The sequence below is a fragment of the Halapricum hydrolyticum genome, from assembly GCF_025517535.1.
Lineage (GTDB): Archaea > Halobacteriota > Halobacteria > Halobacteriales > Haloarculaceae > Halapricum > Halapricum hydrolyticum.
Window position 1 is genome coordinate 1 of the sequence record NZ_JAOPKC010000013.1, and the last position, 22,422, is coordinate 22,422.

The window sequence follows — 22,422 nt, forward strand, 5'->3', positions numbered from 1 at the left end:
CCTACTCGAATCACTGCTTGAACAACCGGCTCAAGTCGGATTTCGACGATCGCGTCGTACCTCAGCGAACATCCTGCAATTTGAATCGGCAACTACTGTTCAGGCGGAGGAATCCCGAGGTTGGGATAATAACAGGCTCCGTTGAACGTTCGATCTTCGGTATCTCACAGGATGCGTCGTCCAATGACTGCTTTCGGCCTGTTCTGAATCAGTCACCGAAGGGATTGCCGCCGCCACCCATACCGCCCATGCCGCCGCCACCGCCGCCCTGTTGCATCTGTTTCATCATGCGTTCCATGTCGGCGTCGCCCATGCCCTGGAACTGCTTGAGCGTCCGGGACATCATCTTGTGCTGTTCGAGCAGTTCGCGGATTCGCTCTTCGGGCTTGCCCGACCCGCGGGCGATCCGCTCGATGCGTGACTTGCCGACGATCCGGGGGTCTTCCATCTCCCCTTCGGTCATCGAGTCCATGATGACCTGGAAGTCGCGCATCCGCTCTTCAGTGACGTCCATGGCGTCGTCGGGCAGCTGGTCCATGATCCCCCCGCCCATGCCGGGGATCATGTCCATCACCTGATCGAGCGGCCCCATGTTGTTCATCGCCTCCATCTGCTTTTGCATGTCATAGAGGGTGAACTCCCCCTCCATCATGTCCTCTGGGTCCCAGTCCTCGTCTTCGTCCTGGGTCTGCTCCATCGCGCGTTCGACGCGCTCGGTGAGCTGTTTGAGATCGCCCATCCCGAGCAGCCGGGAAATGAACCCCGACGGTTCGAAGCGCTCGATGTCCTGGACGGTCTCGCCGGTCCCGAGGAACGCGATCGTCGAATCGGTCTCGTCCACTGCGGCGAGCGCGCCGCCACCTTTCGCGGTCCCGTCGAGTTTGGTGATAATCACACCGTCGATGCCGATCGCCGCCTGGAAGTCGGCGGCCTGGCTCTTCGCGCTCTGGCCCATCGCAGCGTCGAGCACCAGCAGGTTCCGGTCGGGCTGGACCTCGCGTTCGATGCGCTCGATCTGCTCAATCAGTTCCTCGTTGAGGCCGTCCCGGCCGGCCGTGTCGACGATCCGGACGTCAGCGTTCTCGGTCGCTTCCAGCCCCTCGCGGGCGATCTCGACCGGGTTCTCGGCGTCGGGATCTCCGTAGAAGTCGACCTCCGCCTTCTCGGCCATCTGCTTGGCCTGGTCGTAGGCCCCGGGGCGGTCGGTGTCGGTCTGGATAATGGCCGGCCGGAGCCCCTTCGTCGAGAACCACCAGGCCATCTTCGCCGCAGTCGTGGTCTTCCCCGACCCGTAGAGGCCGGCGAGCATGATCGTCTGGGATTCCAGCGGCAACTCGGTGGATTCGCCCACCAGTTCGACCAGCTCCTCGTAGACGATCCGCAGCACCCAGTCGCGCGCGGAGGTGCCGGCCGGCGGCTCCTCCTCGAGCGCGCGGGATTTGATGTCGTCCGAGAGTCCCATCACGAGGTCGACGTCGACGTCAGCTTGCAGGAGCGACCGCTGGATCTCCTTGACGACAGCGTCGACGTCTTCCTCGTCGATGCGGGACTTGCCCCGGAGATCGTCCAGGGCCCCGCGTAGCGATTGTCCGAGATCGTCGAGTACCATTTGCGTCTCGATAGGTGACTGGGCCGGTAAAGCCTTTTTGTCGGCGCTGGGCGGCGTACCGCGGGACGACCGCCGCTAGACGATCGGAGACCGACACACCGTCGTCACCGCACGACAGTCACCGGTGTCGGCGAGTGACGGAAGACCTTCTGTGCGACGTTGCCGACGAACAGGCGGTCGGCGAGCGATCCGCCGTGGCTACCGATGACGACAGCGTCGAACTCCCTGGCTCGATTGACGATCACCTTCGATGGGCTCCCCCACGCCACGTCGGTCGTGATCTCTCTATCGGCGGCGATCTCGCGGGCCCGGTCGAAAATCACCGTCGCGTGTTCCTCTGCGGCTTCCTCGAGGTCGTCGGCCAGCGCGAGGCCCGTCGCCTTTCCCATCATCCCCGAGGGCTCACCGACGACGTGGAGGACCGTGATCTCCGCGTCGGGGTAGATTTCGAGCGCGTGTTCGAGCGCGTGTTCGGACATATCCGAATCGTCCATCGGAACGAGAACGCGCGTGGACATACCATTACTACGCCGACCGACAGCATAAGTCACCAGGGTTGATCCATCGCCCCCTCATGCATCAGGGGGACCATTCGACCGCAATCGGAATATACAGACCGAACTTACGGGAGAGTGGACTATGGTTGCGATACTTTTCGCGGTCGCGCTTGTAGCCGCAGTCTTCGTCGGATTCAACATCGGCGGGTCCTCGACAGGTGTCGCGTGGGGCCCGCCCGTCGGAGCCGGGATCATCGGCAAGACGGCTGCCGCGGGACTCATGACATTTTTCGCCTTTCTGGGCGGGTGGACAGTCGGCCGCAACGTGATCGATACGCTCGGCGGCGACCTCGTCCCCCAGGAGGCGTTCTCCCTCGAAGCGAGCGTCGTCGTGCTCGGGTTCATCGGCCTGGGAATGCTCCTCGCCAATCTGTACGGTGTCCCCGTGTCGACGTCCATGACAGCCGTCGGAGCGATTTCCGGGCTCGGTCTCGCGACGGAACAGCTCGATTATGCGGTCGTCGGCTCGATCATGGTGTGGTGGGTCATCGCTCCGGTCGTCGGCTTCTGGTTCGGTGCCGTCATCGGTCGGTATCTCTATCCGTACCTCGACAACAGGTTCGCGCTCGAACAGTCCGACGGACTGCTACTGACACTCAATCGAACGAGGGTGATTCCAACGCCGACCCTCGGCCCGGGTACGACGCCGAAAGAGGTCGTCAGTACGGGGCTGGTGCTGGTGATCGCCTGTTACATGGCGTTCAGTGCCGGTGCGAGCAACGTCGCGAACGCGGTCGCACCGCTTGTGGGTGGTGGACTGATCGGGACGGACGCGGCCGTCGGGCTGGGAGCGGCCGCGATCGGGCTCGGTGCGTTCACGATCGCCCGCCGGACGATGGAATCGGTCGGAAACGATCTGACTAACTTGCCGCTGCTGGCAGCGATGATCGTCATGGTCATCGGAGCAAGCATCACGACGGTCGCGTCGGCGCTCGGTATTCCAATGAGTCTGGCCCTCTCGACGGTCATGTGCATCGTCGGACTCGGATGGGGGCGAGCGACCCGACCGACGTCTGCAGTGGATATGCTCAAAGGCGAGATGGAAGCCGAAGTGTCAGTCGACGCGGTCACTGCCGAGACGCCGAGGGACGTTTCGAGTGCCGGTGGTGAGGATCCAGCGTACGTGCAGAACGCGTCAGCGTTGTTCGATCGGTCGGCAGTCGTGCGATTCGTTTCGTTCTGGATCATCGGCCCGTCGGTTGCGACGGGACTGTCGTACGTGACGTTCCTCGTGCTTCCCGTCGCGGGTACGGCGTGACTGGAGTGGATGATCGACGAAGCGTGGTTTTATCGGGCAGTCGGACCCACACCGAGGCATGACCGACGCGCTCGAACGACTGCTTGACAGCGGCGTCGTCGCCGTCCTGCGCGATATCGACCCGGAGGCCCTCCCGAAGGTCGCCGACGCGCTGGCGGCGGCCGGCGTCACCGCGCTGGAAGTCACGACCGACGGACACGACGCCAGTCGAACGATCGCACGACTCGCCGAATCGACCGGCGACGAGGTACTGGTTGGTGCCGGAACGGTGATGGACGCCGCGACCGCGTCCCGGGCCATCGAGGCCGGTGCCGAGTTCGTCGTCTCGCCACATCTCGACCGCGAGGTCGTCGCGACCGCGAACCGCCGGAGCGTCGTCGTCGGGCCGGGTGTGATGACGCCGACCGAAGCCGCCGACGCGATGGCAGCCGGGGCGGACCTGCTGAAGGTCTTCCCGGCCTCGACCGTCGGCCCGGATCACCTCAGCGCGATCCGGGGGCCGCTGGGCGACGTCCCGATCATGCCGACCGGCGGGATCGGTCCCGATAACGTCGAGGCGTTTTTCGACGCCGGCGCGGCGGTGGTCGGGGCGGGGAGCGCGCTGCTCGATTACGACGCGATCGCCCACGGCGACTACGACGCCGTCCAGTCCCGCGCCGAATCCTTCCTCGACGCCGTCGACGACGCGCGGTGAAAACGCCTGAGAGTGACCACAGGCGCAACTCGAACGCGCTCGAAGTCACCACCTGACAACCGATCGGTCGCCAGTAGTCGTTCTCCCAGTATTGGGTGTTTCTATAAATTCCACTTGGAAGGAAATAGCCACCGTGCTGCGGGACACGACAGAGGGATAGACGAAGTCACGACCGGCGCAGTTTCGGATGCCATCGACGACGTGTATCACTCGGAGATGGACGTGGTGCTGGTCGGGCCTGGGCGAAGGAACGTGATCGATCTCGGTAGAAACCCGCCAGCAAAAACAAGAATGATCGAAAATGACTATTGTGCCGTTTCCAAACGATTAAGCCTCGCGGTCACTGTCAGACAGACATGAGTACTCACGTCGCAATCATCGGCGCGTACGGCAGTGCCGGCAGTGCAGTAGCGCGACAGCTCGCCGACGATCCGGAGATCGAACTCACGCTGATCGACGACGGTGACCCCGGCGGCGGGCTCTGCATCCTCCGTGGCTGCATGCCCTCGAAGGAAGTCATCTCGGCGGCGAAACACCGGTTCGCGGCCCGGCGTGACGATCGGCTCGTCGGAGACCTCCCGGAGGTCGACCTCGAACGGACGGTCGAGCGGAAAAACGAACACACGTCCAGCTGGGCCGGACACCGTCGCAGCAGTATCGAATCGCTCGCCGAGCGCGAAACCGTCGAGCTCGTTCGGGAGACGGCGACGTTCGTCGACGACCGCGTGATCGAGGTCGGCGACCGGACGATCGAACCCGATTACGTCGTGATTGCGACGGGGTCGACGCCGAACGTCCCGCCGATCGATGGCATCGAGAGCGTGCCGGTCAACACCAGCGCCGACGTGCTCGACGCGACCGAGTTCGGTGACTCGGCAGTCGTGCTCGGACTGGGATACATCGGGCTCGAACTCGCCCCCTACCTCAGCGAGGCCGGTGGCATGGACGTGACCGCGATCGACATCCTCCCGGAGCTGTTGCCCGAGGCCGACGACGGGTTCGGTGAGGAACTCGCCGACTACTACCGCGAGGAGTTCGACATGGACGTGCTGCTCGACGCGCAGGCGAGCCACGTCGAGGAGACCGACGACGGCGGCGTCCGCGTGACCGTCGAGGTCGACGGCGAGACCGAGGTCGTCGAGGCGGATCAGCTGTTCTCGTTCACGGGCCGCAAGCCGGCCCTCGACAGGCTCGGGGTCGAGAACACGTCGCTGTCACCCGGCGAGGAGTGGGTCGAGGACACGATGCAGGCGGGCGACGACGAGCGCGTGTTCGTCGTCGGCGACGTCAACGGACGCGAGCCGATCCTGCACGTCGCCAAGGAACAGGCTGCGACGGCCGCGACGAACATCCAGGCCCACCGCGAGGGCGACGCCCTCACCGAACACGACTCCATTCACCACCACGTCATCTTCTCGGGGCTCGCCCGACTGCCGTTCGCCCGTGTCGGCCACTCGGCCGACGCTGCCGAGGAGGCCGGACTCGACTACGTCGCCGTCGACTCCCGGGCAGAGAACGACGGCGTCTTCAAGGCCAAAGACGCCTCCGAAGGCTGGGCTCGACTGGTCGTCGCCCCCGACGGGACCGTACTGGGCTATCAGGGACTGCACTACCACGCCGACGCGATGGCCAAGACGATGCAACTCGCCGTCGAAATGGAGCTGGACGTCCGCGAGATCCCCGACCGCGCCTATCACCCCACCACGCCGGAGATCCTCGACGCACTGTTCCGGAAGGCCACCGAGAAGCTGGCCGAGCGCGACGAGGCGACCGCGACGCAGTGAGGCTCACGCGGTCGGGGTGACTGCTCGGGAGACATGTTCCAGGTGACTTCTCAGCCTGCACACGAACCAGAACCTACTACCGGCTGGTACACACAGAGTGGTGTATGCCAGGTGAACTGACGATCTACGAGGATCGTCTCGCCCGTCAGATGGACGCGGGCGAGTTCGTCCTCGCGGTCGTGACAGCGACGAAACCCGACTTCTACAAGCAGGCCCCGGTCGTCGCGGCCGCTCGCGACGCGGGCGTCCCGGCCTTTGTCCTTCACACTGGCCAGCACTACGACGACGTGCTCGGCCACGGTCTCGCCGAATACGGGATCGAAGACCGCGTCGCAGCCGACCTCGCGATTCGCGGCTCGCTCTCGGAGAAGACCGCGCAGGTCCACCGACGGATCGACGAACTCACCGATACGCTCGAAGAGCAATGGCCCGACACGGCGGTCCTGCCGATCGTCCACGGGGACACCCACGCCGCCGGGATCATCCCGCAGGCGTGGCTGTTCACCACCAATCAGGCCGTCGCCCACAACGAGGCCGGCCTCCGCGGGATGTCCCCGGACTTCGAGGGTTACGAGGACATTCCCGCGTTCGTCGACGCTCAGTGGTCGGGTGAGTGGTCGATCAACCGCGCCGAACCGTTCCCCGAACAGTACGACACCTTCGTCGGATCGGCGGGTTCGATCTATCACTTCGCACCGGTCGAGCTCAACCGCGAGCACCTCCAGCGCGAGGGGTATCCGGCCGCAGTCGAGGGCGACGAACGGATCCCCGTGGTCGGCAACAGCGTCGTCGACGCCATCGAGATGAAACGGGACGCCGATCTCGAGGAGAGCATCTTCGACATCTATCCCGCCCTGGAGGAGCGCGACGACTGGATCCGCGTGGACATCCACCGCCGGGCGAACCTCCTGCCAGAGCGCTTCCAGGCCATCGTCGAGGGCGTGATCGGGCTGGTCGAAGACGGCTACAACGTCAACTTCGTCGAACTGACCGCGACGCGAAAGGCGCTCGAACACTACGGCTATCGCGACCGACTGCTCGAACTCGACGACGAGCGCGAGAACTTCCTGTTTACCGGCCTCTGGAAGAAACACGCCCACGTCTACGAGTTTCTCACCTCCGGGCAGTGTTTCGCCGAGTTCACCGACTCCGGGAGCATGCAGGAAGAACTCAACTACATCGACGAGACGATCTGTCTGACGGCCCGGTTCAACACCGACCGCCCGGAGACGGTCTTCGAGGCCGGGACGAACCTGCTAGTCCCGCCGGTAGGGGGCGAGTACGTCCGTGAGATGGTCGAGTACGTCGCCGAGACCGACGCCGTCCGCGAGGAGATCCAGACCGGGCCGAACCTCTATGGCGAGAACGTCGGCGAGTCGATCGTCGAGTTCCTGGCGGAGAAACGCGAGGCGACGCCCTTCGACTGGGCACACGAGCGCGTCGGCTTCGAGACGGGCAAGCAGGACTTCGAGTATCTCTAGTTATCCGCGCCACCGTGCTCGGGGGACTCGCACTGCTTTCTTGATAGAGGGCGCATATGCAGCGGTGTCAGAATACCCTGGATTGCACACACCTAATGAATACCTTGGTAGATAATAGCAAATTAGCTTGACAAAATATGACGAACTAGCCAACAGCTGAAAGCAGAATCGCCAGAATTGAGTGTATGCAAATATGTCTATGGACAGATATTCAGCGGGTGGCGAAGCAGTCTCTGGATTCGAAGAACCACTCCGTAGCTCTCTGGTCCGGCCGGGCGGCGAAAGCAGCGACCGATTGGTCGGGGTGAAAAGCGAGTGGGCCCCGGAGAACCTGTTCCGGCTGAACCACAACGTCGAATCGGCGGAATAGCCGAGAGGGGTCAACGTATGAGCGACAACAATTCAACGGACGAGAGCGCAATGACCGAACATCGTGACGTCGTCGTCATCGGCGCCGGACAGGCGGGGCTGGCGACGAGCTACTACCTGTCGGGGACCGGCTGTGACCACGTCGTCCTTGAGCGAGGCGAAGTCGGCGAGCGCTGGCGTAGCGAGCGGTGGGACTCGTTCACGCTGGTGACGACGAACGTGATGAGCCGTCTTCCCGACTTCCCCTATGAGAGCGACGACCCCGACGGCTTTCTCACTCGCGACGAAGTTGTCGAGTATCTCGAGGCCTTCGTCGATCGTTTCGATCCCCCACTCAGGACCGGTGTCGAGGTGCTAGCGGTTCGTCAGCAGGACGCTGGATATACTGTCGAGACGACCGACACCACCTACGAGACGACCAACGTGGTCGTGGCGACCGGCCCGTTTCAACGCCCCCGGATCCCCGAGTTCGGCGCCGAGTTGCCCTCCTCTATTCGGCAGCTACACACCAGTCACTATCGGAACCCGGACCAGCTCGACCCCGGTGGAGTAGTGGTGGTCGGCTCCGGTCAGTCGGGGACACAGATCGCCAAGGAGCTCCACGAGAGCGGGCGTGACGTGTACCTCTCGGTCGGGAAGGCGGCGAAGGCACCGCGTCGATACCGCGGGAAGGACATCTCCAGTTGGATGGCCGCCATGGGGGGATTCGAGGCGGTCGTCGACAGCCTGGACTCGCCCGCAGACCGGTTCGCGCCCAACCCCTACGTCTCTGGGAAGGACGGTGGCCAGGAGATCGACCTCCTTGAGCTCGCCGCTGACGGCATGACGCTGCTCGGACGGGCCGAGAGAGTCGAGGACGGCCGACTCGTCGTTGCCGGCGACCTCGAGGAGAACCTCCGGAACGCGTATCGCTTCTACGCCGGCATGATCGACCAGATCGACGATCTCATCGAAACCGAGGGTATCGACGCCCCGGACCCCGAGATCGTCCCCAGGGATCCGGAGGAGGTCTCGATCGAGAGCGTTCGAGAGGTCGACCTCGAGGCGGCGAACGTTCGGACCGTGATCTGGGCGACCGGATTTCAGTTCGATTTCGACTGGGTCGAGCCCGCGACGTTCGACGAGTACGGCTATCCAGTCCACGATCGTGGGGTGACCGACAGTCCCGGGCTCTACTTCCTCGGGCTCCCGTGGTTGCACACGGGTGGATCCTCGCTTCTGTTCGGCGTCGGTGGCGACGCGGAATACGTCGCCGACCACATTCTGGACCGCCTGAAGCAGGCCAGACCCAACACATGAACGCTATACTCGGGCCGTACTCTGTGCGTTCAGCAGGGGCAGAGAGTCCCACCACTTGCCGGAAATTCTGGTCTCACAGAAGTATCTCCTCGACCATCTCGTGGAGGTACCGATGAAACGAGACGTGGCCTTCGAATCGGAAGGGGCAGAGATGAGTGGCTGGTACTACTCGCCCGACACAGCGCCACCGTGGCCCCTGGTGGTCATGGCCCACGGGTTCTCCGCGACCAAACAGATGGTCGCTGACAGGTATGCCGAAGCGTTCCGCGAAGCGGGCCTGGCCGTGTTGTTGTACGATCACCGAGGCTTCGGTGCGAGCGCCGGCGAGCCGCGCCAGCAGGTCAACCCATGGATGCAGGCGCGCGGGTATCGCGACGCCATCTCGTTTGCGGCCTCGCTTGAGGACGTCGATCCGCTTCGGATCGCTGTGTGGGGCGATAGTTACAGTAGTGGCCCTTCGCTGGTCGTGGCCGCACTCGACGAGCGGGTGGCAGCACTGGTCGTTCAGGTCCCGGCGCTTGGTGAGGAAATGCCGCCGAACGATTCCGATGGCTCCCTTCGTGAATCGATCGAGCAGACGGTCCGCTCCGGATCAGTCGACCCGACTGCTGAGGAAATTCATGGGCCGATGCCGGTCGTCTGGGACGACCAGGACCGTCGTCCCTCGGCGCTTAAACCCGATACGGCGTTTCGCTGGTTCACCGGCTACGGGACTCGTTCGGACACGAACTGGACGAACGAGGTCACGGTCGTCCGTCCAAAGCACCCCGTGCAGTGGTATCCCGGACTGTGTGCGTCGGACGTGTCGTGCCCAGCGCTGTTCGTAGTGGCACCCGACGACGAGATGGTCCGGTCGTCCCCTGCTGTGGCACGCGACGCGTACGAGCGGTTGGCCGGACCGAAAGAGTGGGTAGAGATCCCCGGTGGGCATTTCGGGCTGCTGTATTACCCGAGCGATACGTTCGACAGGGCATCAGCAGCACAGTCGCGGTTCCTTACGGAAACGCTAGGATCTGACGATGATTGAGCGAATCAGTAACACGGTCAGAGCAGCGAATCGACGTCACAGCCGTAGAACGGGGCAGACGAATGGTCTGTTCGGTCTCCGGAGTTGACGATGTCTGCTATATCCCGCAACCGAACTGTCGGGTTGTTCCTCCTCGTCACGCTCCTGTTCGGGACTGCCTTCCCGGCAGTGAAGACCGGTTTGTCGTTCATCCCGCCGCTGTTGTTCGCAGCGACCCGGAGCTACCTGGCCGCCGCGCTCCTGTTGGTGTACGTCGGCGCGACGACGGAATACTGGTTTCCCCGCTCTCGCCGGGACGTGACGGCGGTGCTCGCCGGGGGAGTGCTTCTGGTTGGCGGGACGGGGATCGGGTTCGTCGCCCAGCAGTTCATCACTGCCGGCGTCGCTGCGATCATCTTCAGTCTCGCCCCGATAATCACCGCGGTACTCGCGTGGCCGCTCCTCCCCGCGGAGCGACTGGCCGGCCGCGACTACGCCGGCGTGCTCCTGGGCTTCGTCGGAATCGCCGTCGTCATCCGTCCGGACCCGGCGAGTCTCCTCGACCCGGAACTCGTCGGGAAATTGCTCTTTTTCGCCGGCGTAGTCGTCGTCGAGCTGGGGGCCGTCCTCGTCCGACGGAGCCGGACATCTATGCCGATCCCGGCGCTGACCGGCTGGGCAATGATGGTCGGGGGAACCGTCCATGCCGTCTTCGCAGTCGGAATCGGCGAATCGATCGCGAGCGTCCAACCGACGCTGCTGGCAATGGCGATGGTGATCTATCTCAGCGTCTTCATCGGGGCATTCGGACTCGTAATGTACCTCGTGTTGATGGGACAGATTGGACCGTTGAAGGCAAACATGACAACGTATCTCACTCCCATCGTCGCCCTGGCGATCGGGTGGGTACTGCTGGCTGAGCGAATCGAGCCCCTGACGCTCGTCGGCTTCGGGATTATCGTCGTCGGATTCGCGCTACTGGAGAGTCGCGAGATCAGCGCCGAACTCGCCAGGTACCGTAGCCTGTATCGGTGAGAGATCTAGTCGTTCGCAGGCGTGGCATCGGGCCGGTATTCGCGGCTGATCGCCCGCCACTTGCCGGTCGCGAACCGGTAGTAGTTGATCACGGCCGGGATCCCGCTTTCGGCAAGGAAAGAGAGGTACAGTCCCCAGACGCCCAGCGGCGTCGTCGCGCCGAGATACGCCAGCGGGATCGCGCCGGCGAACATTCCAAGCGCCTGACTATAGAATGGCCAGCGAGTGTCGCCGGTGGCGTCGAGGGCACCCGCGATGGTCGCCTTGACCGCCTGGGGGAGGATAGCGATGCTCGCGGCGTAGATCAGCCCGACCGCGATCGCGATTCCGGCTGGCTCGACGCCGAAGAGCTGGACGATCTGGGTCGCGAAGATCGCCGTCAGCGCTGCGCCCAGCGCGTAGACGGCGACTGCCAGCCGCGTGATCTCGATCCCGTAGGACGCGGCGGCGTCCTCGTTCTCCGCGCCGAGTTCCTGGCCGACCAAGCTCGAGGCAGCCAGTCCGAAGCCCCAGCCGGGCGTGTTCATCAGCCCCCAGATGCGCCGGACGACGATGTACGCCGCCAGCACCGTCGGGCCGATCATGCCGACGATCGCCAGCATCGGGAAGCGCGCGACCGTCCAGACGCTGTTTCGCCCGGCGACTGGCAGCCCGATCGTCACCAGGTCCGACAGCGTTTCCCGATCGAGATACCTGCTGAGGAAGCTCACCTCCGCCGGGAACGCCCTGGTTCCAGGCAGGCGACGGGCAGCCAGGCTGCCGGCGAAGGTGGCCGTGACAACGACGTTCGAGACGACCGTCCCGATAGCCGCGCCGACGACGCCCAGGTTCAGCCCGAAAATGAGCACGGCGTTGAGCGCGATGTTCGCAACGGCGCCGCCGGCGCGGACGACCATCGGCGTCCAGGCGTCGTCCACGCCGATGTAGACGCGGCTGCCGATGAGGTTCAGGCCCGCGAAGGGCACACCCAGCCCCAGGATCTTGAGGTAGTCGCTCCCGTACTCGATCGTCTGTGGGTCGCTCGTCAGCAGGCTGATCAACTCGGTCGGGAACAGCCAGAACAGCGCCGTCACCGGGAGCGTGAAGATCACCACGAGAGCGGCGCTGGAGCGGATCGCCTGCCCCATCTGGCCGTAGCGTTCGGCACCGTATCGCTGGGAAACCAGCGCGACCGTCCCGGCGGCGACCCCGCCGCCGATCGAGAACGCCAGCCCCCAGAACGGTCCGGCCAGCCCGACGCCGTTGATAGCGAACTGCCCGAGGGCGGCCCCGACCATCGCCACGTCGACGGCGTTTTTCGACATCCGGGCGATACCCGTGACGATCCGCGGCCACGCCAGGTCGGCCGTCCGTCGCGTCCGCTCGCGGTCGACGAGTCCGAAGCGGTGCAACACGAGCCCGACTCCGATGATGATCCCCTTGATCGGGTTCCGGGCGAATCGGGCCACAGCCGTGGCTATCCGCCGCACAATCGGCTCCGGACGGCCCGAAGGTGGGGACACAGGACTAATTCTATCTAGCGATTCCGCGGGTTAATCGGTTTTCATCCGTGATCCGTTCGACAACGACCCCCACATCCGAACAGAGGACAACTGCCGCCGGATTCTTTGGAGAAGTGACTAACACCATCACAGTCTCTGATACGGGCCGAGTCGGGTACCATCCAGCAGGTACGCCTCGCCATCGGCCAGCCCCGCCGGCAGGAACGGCGACAGAAAGTCCCGCCCCTCGACGTTGACCCACGTCCCGCCGGACCGATCGTTAAACGCGGGAAAGACGACCATCTCGGCGGAAACGGTGCCCAGTCGATCGCCGAAGTGGTCGCGGAACGGCCCCGGTTCGACACGTCCCCGGAGCCAGACCCGCTCGGCACGAGCGCCGCCGACCTCGTCTTCCAGTCGAACGACCGGGTGTTCGTGGGCGACACAGACGATCTCGGCTTCGAGCACGGCAGGTGCGGGCCAGGTGTGGCCGTGAGCGAACCCGACCGAACCGATTCGCGTCCCCTCGCCGTCCGTGACGGTCACGTCCCGCTGGTCGCCGACGACCGACTCGATCTCGCCGTCGTGGTTGCCCTTGACGATCGTAATCGGGACGGAGACGGCCTCGAGCAGGGCCTCGATCTCGGCGCGCTCCTCGCCGGTGGGTTCGCCGATCGAGGTCGCCAGATCGCCCAGCAGGACGAGCCGGTCGGGGTCGGACTCAGCAAGCAGCGACAGGAGTTGCTCGCGCCGCTGTTCGTCGGCGGGATCGAGTTCGACGCCTTCACGGCGGAGATGGGACTCCAGACCGGCGTGATAGTCGGCGACGGCGAGCGCCCGTCCCTCGCCGGTGTCGACGACCGCAGCGGGCGCGTCAGGGATCGGCTCGACGACCATCATAGTGATCGTTGTACCGATTTACCGGTACAGCCGCTCGCAGTCGTGCAGTCGACTTGGAACGGACGTACAACGATCACTATCAGATGGGCTTGAGCGTCTCGTCGCTGGGTTCGTAACACCGGCCGTCCATCAGCGCGTCCTGAATCGCGTCCTCGACGGCCCCGGGTTCGGCACCGTACTGGTCGACGACGGTGGCGACGACCTGTTCGCGGTCCGCCCCGTCGCCGTCGTCGAGGTCTTTCATCGCGTCCATGACCGCGTCTTCCAGGTCGACGTCGTCGTGAGAGAGGGGCTGGTCCCCACTCTCCTCGGCAGGTTCGTCCCCGCTCTCGTCGGCAGCCGACGCGGTCTCGGCAGTCGTCTCCTCCCCGGCAGGTTCGCCTGCGGGCACCTCCGCGGAGCTCTCGTCCGTGGGTGTGCCCGCGTCAGTCTCGGCCGCCGTCGGGGTATCGGTCGCGACCGGCTCGCCCTCGTCGAGTTCCTCCGGGTCGGGCGTCTCGATGTCCGCCTCCCCGGGCTCGTCGACTTCCGCTCCGCTCTGGAACTCGGTGCCGTACTCCGAGCGGACCTCCTCGCGGGTCTCCTCGTCGAGGTCGAACTCGCCGGGCTCGAAGTCACCGAGTTCGTCGCCTTCGGTATCGCTTTCGTCCCCCGCAGCTTCACTTGTCGGCGCGGTAGCAGGCGTCCCGGCGCCTTCCGCCGTCGCTGACTCCTCCGACGTCTCAGTACCGTCTGCCGTGGCGGCCGGCTCTTCGGCGACCTCCGACGTCGAAGGTTCGGACTCGCCGCCAGCGCTCTCCTCCGCAGCCGCGTCAGGTGCGCCAGCAGCGTCCTCCGGGGCCGCTTCCGTTTCGCCGGCGGCGTCCGTGCCGGTCGCTGTACCGGCACGGGAGTCGGCCGTCGCCGCCCCCGGTTCGGGCGCCGTCTCGGGCGTCTCGGGCGACGGGAGTTCGACGTGGGCGAGACTCGCCAGATCGGCCTCGCCGCTCGCGTCCGGCGCGACCGATCGGTCGGCGACCTCCTCGCGTTCGCCCGCTACTACTCGGAGCGCGTCCAGCGCGGTCTCACGCAGCGCCTCGAGGTAGGGACCGCTCGTCTCGTAGTGGTCGATCGCCAGCGGGATCCCGGCCGCCAGTCCGTCGGAGACGCCCTGGCCTGCCAGCCGTTCCCGTAGCTGCTCGCCGGTCGCGCCGCTCCCCAGTGCGGCGGCCATCGTGCCGATCCGTTCGAGCGTGCGTTCGGCCGTCCGGACCGTCCAGCGGTCGCGCGTCTCGGCGTCGACCTCGTTGACGCTCTCGGGGCGGATCGACGTGTAGACGACGTCGCTGTCCTCGGGCTGGAAGGTGCGTGCCTTCCCGGCGACGGCGACGAACGCCGGCGGTTCGACACGTTCGAGGAATGTCTGGGCGTCGGGCTGGTACTGGCCAGCGTAGACGACGAACGCACCGGTCGGGTCGACGACCCGCGCACGCAGGACGTCGTCGCTGACCGGCTGGACCTCCGTCAGGACGCCGACGACGAACAGCCGGTTGACCCGCGCACCCGTCGGCGTGATCACGTAGTTCGGCGCGCGTTCCTCGTCGCTCTCGGCGTACGAGACGTCGCTGTCCTCGAACTCGGTCGCGAACAGTCGGTAGGCCGTCTCGCGGCGGTTGACCGTTTCCTCGGAGCTCATGCGTTCACCTCCGCGAGCAGCGCCGCCGCGCGGTCGGCCGGATCGTCGGCGACTTCGGCGAAGTCCGTAGCGTTCAGGTTCGCTCCGTATTCGTCGATGCTCAGCGTCCCGCGAACCTGGAACGTCCGCCCGACGATCGTCTCGCGGATGGCGTCCGCGACGACCTCCTTGTCCATCGCGTCGCGGGCGTGCTCGCGGGCGTCCTCGACGTCGCCGCCGTAGACCTCTGCGGTGAGTTCGTCGTCCAGAATCGCCGTGACCGTACCGGTTCCGTCGTCGAGGATCGCCTTCGTCCGGAGGTCCTCGACGGCTTCGACCTGTCCGTGCGTCCGGCACTGCCCGTTCTGGACGATCCGGCCACACTCCGGACACCGCTCGATCAGCCCGGAGCCGTCACGGACGGCGATGACGTCGCCGAGAACCTCGACGTCGAACATCCCGCCAGAGCCGAGGGCGTCACGGATCGACAGCCGCGGGGCCGTCTCCGTTGCCTCGACCGTCCGATCGAGCGTCTCGACCGTCGAGAACTCCGAGACGTTGATCGACGGCGCACCCCGGAACTCCCGGACGTAGGTGTTCTCGATCCGGATCGACGCGCCCTCCTCGATCTCCGGGTGGGGATCCCAGTCGGTAAAGGGCAACCGCGCCGTCTCGTCGGCGAGCACGCCGCTGAGGATCTCCGTCTCGCCGTCTCGGCCGTCGATCACCTTTCGCTCGCACTCGAGGACGGTCACCTCGGCGTTGATTCCGCGGTCACCGGGTTCGAGGGCGATCAGCTCCGCGTCGCCACCGATCTCGTAGGGCACCGTCAGCGTCTCCTCGCGCTTCTCGACGCTGGTGGACTCGCCGAGGTTCAACTCGGGCTGGCCCTCCCACTCGCGGACGCCGGCGTTGCCCGCACGGATCGTGTCTCCGGGTTCGAGATCGAAGTCCTCCCAGGCAGTGTAGGATAGCGTGCCCGTCTCGTCGGCGATCTCGCCCTCGTAGATGGTGTGGTCCGCACCCTGATAGCGGATTGATCGCTTGCCGACGGTGAGTATCCGCCCGGTGACGGTGACGTTCGAATCCTCGGGCGAGACCTCGGCTAGGTCCTTGCTCTCCGGTTCCGAACTGGAGCCGTCGTCGCCGTCGCCGTACTTCCGGCGGAGACTCTGCTTGGCTTCCTCCAGCGGGACGCTGTAGGACACCAGGTTCTCCAGATCGCGTTTGACCTCCGTTTTGTCTACGCCGAGGGTGGAGGCGAGCTCCTCGGCCTCGTTGTCGAGATTCATCAACGGACGTTCGGCTGGCCTGCACAAAAAAGGTCGCCGTGGTCTCGGGAACAACGGTCGTACACCGTGATGGCTACAACGGGCGTTATATGTATCCTATCACCGGACAAATACTATCGGCCTGGACGTTGTAGATTCGGGACGGTAAAACAATGACACTCGGGACCGACGTCTCACAGGCGATGAACAAAACCAGGGAGGACGACCCCGAGTTGCTGGTCTATGAGTGTGAAGGCTGTGGTCGGCCGTTCGCGCGCGAGCGCGAGTCGTGTCCGGCCTGTGATGGGGACGTGACGAAGGTCGTACTCTACTAGAACCGCGAGCACCGCTGTTCGATTGCTGCTTTTCTCCGGCTATCGGCGGGTACAGTTATGTCGGTTCCGACACGAGCAGTAGACAATGTACGACCGGATACTCCTGCCAACGGACGGCTCTGAGGAGATGGAACCCGTCATCGAGCACGCCGTCGAGCTGGCCGCTCACCACGACGCGACGGTGCACGCGCTGTACGCGCTCGATACGGCGTCGCTCAACAGCCTCCCGATGGAGACGTCCTGGGACACGATCTCGTCGATCCTCGAAGAGGAGGGGGCGGCCGCGCTCGACGTGATCGACGAGTATGCCGACGGGCTGGCGATCGAGCGCCAGGTCGTCGAGGGATCACCGAGTCGCCGGATCGTCCAGTACGCCGAAGACGAGGACATGGACCTCATCGTCATGGGGACCCACGGTCGCGGCGGGATCGATCGCCTGTTGCTGGGCAGCGTCGCCGAACGCGTCGTCCGGACGTCGCCCGTTCCGGTCCTGACGGTTCGGGTCAGCAGTGAGTGATACTGCGGGTGCCTGTTACAGCCAATTACGGGAACTTCGGGGGAACGTCGCGCGCTTCAGCGCGGGGGGTACAGACGCCGACTGTGGGCGGTCGTAGCGAGACGCAGTCACGACGAGCACGTCGAGGTCACAGCCCGACGAGCGACCGGAACCGGTCCGCGAGCGATCGCTTCCCGGAAGCGTCGCGCTCGTCGTCGGCCGCCTGCCGTCCCTCGCCATCGGCCGCTCGATCTGCGTCCACCTCGCTCGCTTCTTCCGCTTCCTCTCCGTCGTCGGAGACCGCTGGTCCGTCACTATCGTCCTCGTCCCGTGCGTCGTCGATCGATCCCTGTAGCGGGTCTCCTGTCGTTTCTGGCCGCGTACGCTCCATCTGACGGCGGCCATCGGGGGCGGACCGCGCCGGGTCCGCCGTGGTGGCCACACCGCCGTCAGTCTTGCTCGTCGCCACCTGGTCGAGTTCCGCTTCGGCCGGGGTTGCACCTCTATCCCCGATTTCGTCCGTCTCCGCTCCCTCGAGCTTCCGAGCGATCTTGCGGTACGCGATGGCCGCTCCGCACCGGGGCGCGCTGCGGACGACCGGCGTGCCACTGTCCTGGGCGTGGGGCACCGCCTCGTCCTCCGGGACGTGGCCGAGCAGGTCGACATCGAGAAACTCGGCGATACGCGTCGCGCCCGGTGACGCGCCCGTTCCGGACTTGGTGAGGACGAGTCCGAACACGTCCGTCTCGGTCCGTTCGGCCAGCCGGATCGTGTTCTGTGCGTTTCGCACCGACGACACCCGCGGTGTCGAGATGATGATCGCCCAATCGCTGAGTTGCATCGGACGGATAGTCTCCTCGCTCAGTCCCGCGGGCGTGTCGAGCAGAACCACGTCGTACTCCCAGCGCAACTGCTCGATGATCGCCGGGAGCCGTTCGAGATCGGTGTCCGCGTACCCGTCCAGGTCAGTTCCACTGGGGACGACGGTCAATCCGCTGTCGGTCTCGTGGGTCGCCTCTTCGAGTTCGGCGCGTCCCGCGAGCACGTCGTGTAACGTGGTCGCCATCTCGAAGTCGCCGTCGAAATCGAGGAAGTCCACGAGGTTCGCCATTGCGAGATCCAGCTCCACCGTAACGACCCTTCGACCGAGTTCCGCCAGTACGGTCCCGAGATTGATGCTCGTCGTGGTCTTGCCGACACCACCTTTCGCGCCTGCGATGGCGTAGACCTCGCTCATGGACACATATCAATCGAAAATCCAGTACTACATATATGTATGGAGCCAATTATCGGTTCTGAAAGTGGCTGCGGCCCGATATGATCAGTTTTGCGGGTGTGGGTGACCAGATTCGATCACCAGGAAGGGTCTACGGGTTCCCTGGCCGGCTGGTGTCACGACGCGGATTCCCCGGATCGAAACCAGTCACCGACGGTAACTGGCCGGGCGCGCCCCCTCCCGGCCCCACGTCCGCTATCGCGTCCCCTCTCGGCCCCACGTCTCGAGCGCGGTCGCGAGTTCGGGCGTCTCCTCGGCAGCGTCTTCGAGTTCCCGCCCGTCGACGGCCGCGTCGACGGCGGCCCGGAACGCTTTCGCGCCGGCGTGACTGCCCTCGGGGTGTCCGTGGATCCCACCGCCGACCTGAACCGCGATGTTCGTCCCGAGCGCATCGAGCAGATCCGGAACGAGCCCGGGATGCAATCCCCCAGAGGCGACCGGGAGCACGTCCGACAGGCCGTGCAGGTCCGAGGCCAGCCACTCGTTGATTCCGGTCGTGTCTTCGTTTTCGAGTTTGCCAAGTCCCGCAGTGCCCGTGTGGAGTTGATCGACACCACAGAGCCGGGCGACCTGTGCGAGCACGCGCATCGAGACGCCGTGCTCGGGGACGCGATCGAACGCCGCGTGCATCGCCCGATGGGCGTGGATCGCCAGCCCGAGGTCCGCCACGCGTTCCCGCACCTGCTGGACGCTGCTCCAGCCAGCCGTCACCACGTCGACCATCACGTACTCACAGCCGTGTTCGGCCGCCAGATCGACGCGGTCGAGCATCTCCGTCCCGGGTGCGGTCACGTTCACCAGATAGCTCTTCGTCTCGCCGGTCTCCTCCTCGGCGCGATCCCGCATCGCGAGACTCTCAGTGAGGCGTTCCTCGAAGGGGTTGAACGCCTGATCGGTGAGGTTCTCGTCGTCCTTGAGCAGGTCCACGCCGCCGGTCCAGATCTCGTAGCCGATCTGTGCGTGCTGGTCGGTCGAGAGCCCGACTTTCGGTTTGGGCACGCTCGCGGTGATCGGCCGATCGTCCACGCCGAAGATTTCCTCGCGTACCGCGGAGCCGTACTGCGGACCCGGGAAGCTGCTGGCGAGCGATGCGGGCCACTCGCAGTCGAGCAGGCGGATCCGCTCGACGGCTTTCATCCCCATGATATTGCCCGCGATACACGACAGCACCTGCGCCATGTTGGCGTGTTCGAACAGCGCGTCCGGGTAAGCGACGCTGACCCGGCCGTTCTCGACCTCGAACGCGCGTGCACTCAGATCGGTGATCGATCCCTCAACCTGCAGGCGCGCCCAGGTGCCGTTGGAACTCTCGGAAGCGACCCGGCCCGCGACGGCGTCCAGATCGAGTCCTTCGGCCGGCTGTACCGCGAACCGACAGACGAGGTCGTCCGCGCGTGGCTCGTAGTCTCGATCCAGGAAATCCTCGTAGCTGATGCCCGCCATACGGATACTACGACCGCCCATGTGAAAAGTTCTCAGGGATCTAGTCGAACACCCGCGCCCACGCCCGCAGCGCCAGCGGCAGGACGACGATCGCGGTGACGTACGAGTAGAAGGTGCTGATCGCTGTGAGTAGGCCGAACTGCCCGAGGATGGGATTGACGGCCAGCGTCATGCACGCGACGCTGCCGGAGGTGGTGAGCATGCTCGCAGTGACGCCGCCGCCGGTGCCGCCGAGCGTCGTCAGCAGCGACTGGTGGACGTCGCCGCGCTCGTCGTATTCGTCGATGAACCGGTGGACGACGTGGACCGAGTAGGCGACGCCCAGCCCGATTGTGATCGCCAGTATCGTCGCCGTCAGGGCGTTGAACGCGATCCCGAGCACGGGCATCGTCCCGACGAGCATGACGACCGCGACGAGGATCGGAGCCATCGTCGCCAGTCCGAGCGACCACCGGTCTTCGAGCAGCCAGAACACGAGCACGAGGAACACGGCAGTCAACCCGAACGCGACCGCGAAACTCACGACCGCTGAATCCATCAGCGCCTCGGTCAGCGCCCGGAAGACGATCGTGTCGCCGGTCGCCTCCGCGTCGAAGTGGACGTCCGCGGCGAACTCGCGAGCGTCCGCGGTGATCTCTTTCTGGGTCGCGCTCGCTTCGACCTGATAGACGACTTTCGTCGCGCGCCGATCCTCGGTGAGGTACTGCTCGGCCCCATCGGCGTACTCCGAGCGCATCAGTTCGTCGTAGATCGCACCGAGGTTCCGGTCGGGGACGCCGTTGTCGTCGAGGTCGTTGCGCTCGACCATCGCGGCGAACTCCGGATCCTGGCTCGCGTACGTGTCGATCACGCTAGTGATCCCTTGCGAGACCGCGCGTCCGTCCTCCCGGACGAACGACGGCGGAGGGTCGGAGCCGGCACGGTGGACGATCTCCAGGGCGTTGCCCTGTTCCATCGGCCCTTCGACGTAGACGGTCACCTGCTCGGTGTTGGTCGTCTCGAAGGTGTCCTTGATGTAGTTCGACGTCGCGGTTATCTCGAACTCCGAGGGGGCGATCTCGTCGGGAATGACTTCGATCTGCGGGGGGTGATCAGCGTAGGGGAGGAAGTCCTCGGTCTCGAACTTCGATTCGACGTTGGTCGCGGAGTAGCCGGCCGCCCCCGTGACCAGCAGGATCACCGCAAGCAGGACGAACGGGTGCCGCCTGGCGACCACGGCACTGGATCGCAACACGCTGCCGAGCCGCGAGTCCTCGCCACCGAATGGCGTGATCGAGAACTGCCCGATTCCCAGCGCCGCCCGGCGGTGGTCGGTCGCGAGCTTCAGCGCGGGCAGGAAGATCCCGAACACGAAGAAGGTGAACACGAGCCCGACCGCGACGACGAGGCCGAACTCCCGGACCGGTTCGAGCTTGCTCGTGACGTTCGCCAGGAAGCCGATGACGGTCGTCACCGTGACGATGGAAAAGGCGACCAGCAACTGGTCGTTCGCGAGCAGCATGCTCTCTCGGGGCGGCGAACCGTCCACTCGCTCCTCTCGATACCGGTTGACGGCGTGGATCCCGAAGTCGATCCCGACCCCGAGCAGGATCACCGGTACGGCGATCATCATGAGGTTGAACTTGATCCCGGCATAGCCCATGAAGCCGAACGTCCAGACGAGCGCGAAGATCAGGCTGACCAGCGCCAGCAGGAGATCGATCGGGTCCCGGTAGGCGAGCACGAGACACAGCAGGATGAACACGACGACCGTCGGCACGATCAGCGACAGCGATTCGAAGATCGCCTGATCGAACCCGGCTTCCTGGATCGCCGAGCCGAAGACCCGGATATCCCCATCTGCGGTCTCTGCGGTCCCCTTGATCCGGTCCTGGACAGCCTCCAGCGTCGCCTGGTCGCCTTCCGGGATCGAATGGCTGACGACGACGATCGTCGCGGCGGCGCGCGGTTCCTCGAGGTTGCGTTCCTCGCTCAACACCTGCCTGACCTGCGGTCGCCTCTCGAGCAGCGTCTTGCCGGCCTCACGGATCTCGGCCGGCGTCGCGGTCTCGACGGCCTGGATCCGCTCTTCGGGCGTCCTCGCGAACGGGTCGAGCACCCGGGCGATCCCCGTCGCGAGGCCGGTCGTCTCGCTGACCCGCAGCGAGGGATCGGACTTCAGGGTCTGCTGGAGTTCGAGGGTCCGGAGCACGGCGCGCTTGCTGAAGACGTTCTCGTCGGTGACGACGATCTGTGTCGTGTCTTCGCCGGCATCGAACGTCGCGCCGAACTGATCGTCGACGTACTGCTGGGTGTCGTGTTCCGGGACGCTCTCGAAGAACCGGTCGGTCCCGGAGTCGATCTCGACGCCGCCGAGCCCCCCGGCGAAGACGGCCGTCACGAGCAGGAACGCGACGATGATCCGCTCCGGGTTGTCGACGATATGTCGGTTGAGCGCCTCGAGCGCCGTTTCGTGGTCGATCACAGTGGATCAC

19 protein-coding genes are annotated in these 22,422 nt (G+C 65.2%); 10 read left to right on the forward strand and 9 right to left on the reverse strand.

The genetic code is table 11. The features are described from left to right. Nucleotides 1–208 precede the first annotated feature (208 nt). Together OB916_RS11170 and OB916_RS11175 are read right to left on the reverse strand one after the other, a co-directional pair. Nucleotides 209–1,609, reverse strand: coding sequence for a signal recognition particle protein Srp54 (locus tag OB916_RS11170; protein ID WP_315909378.1), 1,401 nt, complete (start codon nucleotides 1,607–1,609; stop codon nucleotides 209–211). A 104-nt stretch (nucleotides 1,610–1,713) separates the two neighbouring features. Beyond that, nucleotides 1,714–2,127 (reverse strand): universal stress protein, encoded by a 414-nt coding sequence (locus OB916_RS11175; protein ID WP_315909379.1) that lies wholly within the window; start codon nucleotides 2,125–2,127, stop codon nucleotides 1,714–1,716. A gap of 121 nt (nucleotides 2,128–2,248) precedes the next feature. Between OB916_RS11175 and OB916_RS11180 the strand changes: the two genes are divergently transcribed. From OB916_RS11180 to OB916_RS11215, 8 genes are all read left to right on the forward strand, one after another. Beyond that, nucleotides 2,249–3,424 (forward strand): inorganic phosphate transporter, encoded by a 1,176-nt coding sequence (locus OB916_RS11180; RefSeq protein ID WP_315909380.1) that lies wholly within the window; start codon nucleotides 2,249–2,251, stop codon nucleotides 3,422–3,424. Nucleotides 3,425–3,482: 58 nt separating this feature from the next. Beyond that, nucleotides 3,483–4,118 carry a bifunctional 4-hydroxy-2-oxoglutarate aldolase/2-dehydro-3-deoxy-phosphogluconate aldolase gene (locus tag OB916_RS11185; protein ID WP_315909381.1) on the forward strand — a complete coding sequence of 212 codons (636 nt, stop codon included), beginning with the start codon at nucleotides 3,483–3,485 and terminating at the stop codon, nucleotides 4,116–4,118. Nucleotides 4,119–4,474: 356 nt separating this feature from the next. Continuing rightward, nucleotides 4,475–5,902: a dihydrolipoyl dehydrogenase family protein gene (locus OB916_RS11190; RefSeq protein WP_315909382.1), complete on the forward strand. Its 1,428-nt coding sequence runs from the start codon at nucleotides 4,475–4,477 to the stop codon at nucleotides 5,900–5,902. Nucleotides 5,903–6,006: 104 nt separating this feature from the next. Further along, complete coding sequence (locus OB916_RS11195; protein WP_315909383.1) at nucleotides 6,007–7,383, forward strand: UDP-N-acetyl glucosamine 2-epimerase; 1,377 nt, start codon at nucleotides 6,007–6,009, stop codon at nucleotides 7,381–7,383. A 199-nt stretch (nucleotides 7,384–7,582) separates the two neighbouring features. Continuing rightward, nucleotides 7,583–7,753, forward strand: a complete 171-nt coding sequence (locus OB916_RS11200; RefSeq protein ID WP_315909384.1) for a BBE domain-containing protein — start codon at nucleotides 7,583–7,585, stop codon at nucleotides 7,751–7,753. 17 nt (nucleotides 7,754–7,770) lie between these two features. Next, nucleotides 7,771–9,051, forward strand: coding sequence for a flavin-containing monooxygenase (locus tag OB916_RS11205; protein ID WP_315909385.1), 1,281 nt, complete (start codon nucleotides 7,771–7,773; stop codon nucleotides 9,049–9,051). A 112-nt stretch (nucleotides 9,052–9,163) separates the two neighbouring features. Then, nucleotides 9,164–10,078, forward strand: a complete 915-nt coding sequence (locus OB916_RS11210; RefSeq protein ID WP_315909386.1) for an alpha/beta hydrolase — start codon at nucleotides 9,164–9,166, stop codon at nucleotides 10,076–10,078. Nucleotides 10,079–10,168: 90 nt separating this feature from the next. Beyond that, on the forward strand, nucleotides 10,169–11,092 hold the full coding sequence (locus OB916_RS11215) for a DMT family transporter (protein ID WP_315909387.1): 924 nt from the start codon (nucleotides 10,169–10,171) through the stop codon (nucleotides 11,090–11,092). Nucleotides 11,093–11,097: 5 nt separating this feature from the next. On the opposite strand, the gene OB916_RS11220 is transcribed toward OB916_RS11215, so the two are convergent. The 4 genes from OB916_RS11220 to OB916_RS11235 all read right to left on the reverse strand — a co-directional run bounded on the left by OB916_RS11220 (nucleotide 11,098) and on the right by OB916_RS11235 (nucleotide 16,419). Then, nucleotides 11,098–12,540: an MATE family efflux transporter gene (locus tag OB916_RS11220; RefSeq protein ID WP_390884078.1), complete on the reverse strand. Its 1,443-nt coding sequence runs from the start codon at nucleotides 12,538–12,540 to the stop codon at nucleotides 11,098–11,100. Between the two features lie 180 nt (nucleotides 12,541–12,720). Then, complete coding sequence (locus tag OB916_RS11225) at nucleotides 12,721–13,470, reverse strand: metallophosphoesterase (RefSeq protein WP_315909455.1); 750 nt, start codon at nucleotides 13,468–13,470, stop codon at nucleotides 12,721–12,723. A gap of 82 nt (nucleotides 13,471–13,552) precedes the next feature. Beyond that, nucleotides 13,553–15,148, reverse strand: a complete 1,596-nt coding sequence (locus tag OB916_RS11230) for an RPA family protein (RefSeq protein WP_315909389.1) — start codon at nucleotides 15,146–15,148, stop codon at nucleotides 13,553–13,555. After that, entirely contained in the window at nucleotides 15,145–16,419 is a 1,275-nt protein-coding gene (locus OB916_RS11235) for a Single-stranded DNA binding protein (RefSeq protein ID WP_315909390.1), read from the reverse strand. Before OB916_RS11235 ends, OB916_RS11230 begins: the two co-directional genes overlap by 4 nt. Nucleotides 16,420–16,571: 152 nt before the next feature. Here OB916_RS11235 and OB916_RS11240 point away from each other — a divergent pair, with 152 nt between their 5' ends. Together OB916_RS11240 and OB916_RS11245 are read left to right on the forward strand one after the other, a co-directional pair. Next, nucleotides 16,572–16,733, forward strand: coding sequence for a hypothetical protein (locus OB916_RS11240; protein WP_315909391.1), 162 nt, complete (start codon nucleotides 16,572–16,574; stop codon nucleotides 16,731–16,733). 85 nt (nucleotides 16,734–16,818) lie between these two features. After that, nucleotides 16,819–17,250 (forward strand): universal stress protein, encoded by a 432-nt coding sequence (locus OB916_RS11245; protein WP_315909392.1) that lies wholly within the window; start codon nucleotides 16,819–16,821, stop codon nucleotides 17,248–17,250. Nucleotides 17,251–17,377: 127 nt separating this feature from the next. Here OB916_RS11245 and OB916_RS11250 read toward each other — a convergent pair whose 3' ends face one another. The 3 genes from OB916_RS11250 to OB916_RS11260 form a co-directional block, all read right to left on the reverse strand. Further along, the gene (locus OB916_RS11250) at nucleotides 17,378–18,466 is read right to left on the reverse strand and encodes a P-loop NTPase (protein WP_315909393.1); all 1,089 of its coding nucleotides are present in this window, start codon (nucleotides 18,464–18,466) and stop codon (nucleotides 17,378–17,380) included. A gap of 234 nt (nucleotides 18,467–18,700) precedes the next feature. Next, complete coding sequence (rbcL, locus tag OB916_RS11255; protein ID WP_315909394.1) at nucleotides 18,701–19,948, reverse strand: type III ribulose-bisphosphate carboxylase; 1,248 nt, start codon at nucleotides 19,946–19,948, stop codon at nucleotides 18,701–18,703. A gap of 40 nt (nucleotides 19,949–19,988) precedes the next feature. Beyond that, nucleotides 19,989–22,412, reverse strand: coding sequence for an efflux RND transporter permease subunit (locus tag OB916_RS11260; RefSeq protein ID WP_315909395.1), 2,424 nt, complete (start codon nucleotides 22,410–22,412; stop codon nucleotides 19,989–19,991). Nucleotides 22,413–22,422: the final 10 nt, after the last annotated feature.

Coding starts and splice junctions, on each gene's coding strand:
- OB916_RS11170 (WP_315909378.1), bottom strand. CDS start 1,609: ATGGTACTCGACGATCTCGGACAATCGCTACGCGGGGCCCTGGACGAT.
- OB916_RS11175 (WP_315909379.1), bottom strand. CDS start 2,127: ATGTCCACGCGCGTTCTCGTTCCGATGGACGATTCGGATATGTCCGAA.
- OB916_RS11180 (WP_315909380.1), top strand. CDS start 2,249: ATGGTTGCGATACTTTTCGCGGTCGCGCTTGTAGCCGCAGTCTTCGTC.
- OB916_RS11185 (WP_315909381.1), top strand. CDS start 3,483: ATGACCGACGCGCTCGAACGACTGCTTGACAGCGGCGTCGTCGCCGTC.
- OB916_RS11190 (WP_315909382.1), top strand. CDS start 4,475: ATGAGTACTCACGTCGCAATCATCGGCGCGTACGGCAGTGCCGGCAGT.
- OB916_RS11195 (WP_315909383.1), top strand. CDS start 6,007: ATGCCAGGTGAACTGACGATCTACGAGGATCGTCTCGCCCGTCAGATG.
- OB916_RS11200 (WP_315909384.1), top strand. CDS start 7,583: ATGGACAGATATTCAGCGGGTGGCGAAGCAGTCTCTGGATTCGAAGAA.
- OB916_RS11205 (WP_315909385.1), top strand. CDS start 7,771: ATGAGCGACAACAATTCAACGGACGAGAGCGCAATGACCGAACATCGT.
- OB916_RS11210 (WP_315909386.1), top strand. CDS start 9,164: ATGAAACGAGACGTGGCCTTCGAATCGGAAGGGGCAGAGATGAGTGGC.
- OB916_RS11215 (WP_315909387.1), top strand. CDS start 10,169: ATGTCTGCTATATCCCGCAACCGAACTGTCGGGTTGTTCCTCCTCGTC.
- OB916_RS11225 (WP_315909455.1), bottom strand. CDS start 13,470: ATGGTCGTCGAGCCGATCCCTGACGCGCCCGCTGCGGTCGTCGACACC.
- OB916_RS11230 (WP_315909389.1), bottom strand. CDS start 15,148: ATGAGCTCCGAGGAAACGGTCAACCGCCGCGAGACGGCCTACCGACTG.
- OB916_RS11235 (WP_315909390.1), bottom strand. CDS start 16,419: ATGAATCTCGACAACGAGGCCGAGGAGCTCGCCTCCACCCTCGGCGTA.
- OB916_RS11240 (WP_315909391.1), top strand. CDS start 16,572: ATGACACTCGGGACCGACGTCTCACAGGCGATGAACAAAACCAGGGAG.
- OB916_RS11245 (WP_315909392.1), top strand. CDS start 16,819: ATGTACGACCGGATACTCCTGCCAACGGACGGCTCTGAGGAGATGGAA.
- OB916_RS11250 (WP_315909393.1), bottom strand. CDS start 18,466: ATGAGCGAGGTCTACGCCATCGCAGGCGCGAAAGGTGGTGTCGGCAAG.
- rbcL (WP_315909394.1), bottom strand. CDS start 19,948: ATGGCGGGCATCAGCTACGAGGATTTCCTGGATCGAGACTACGAGCCA.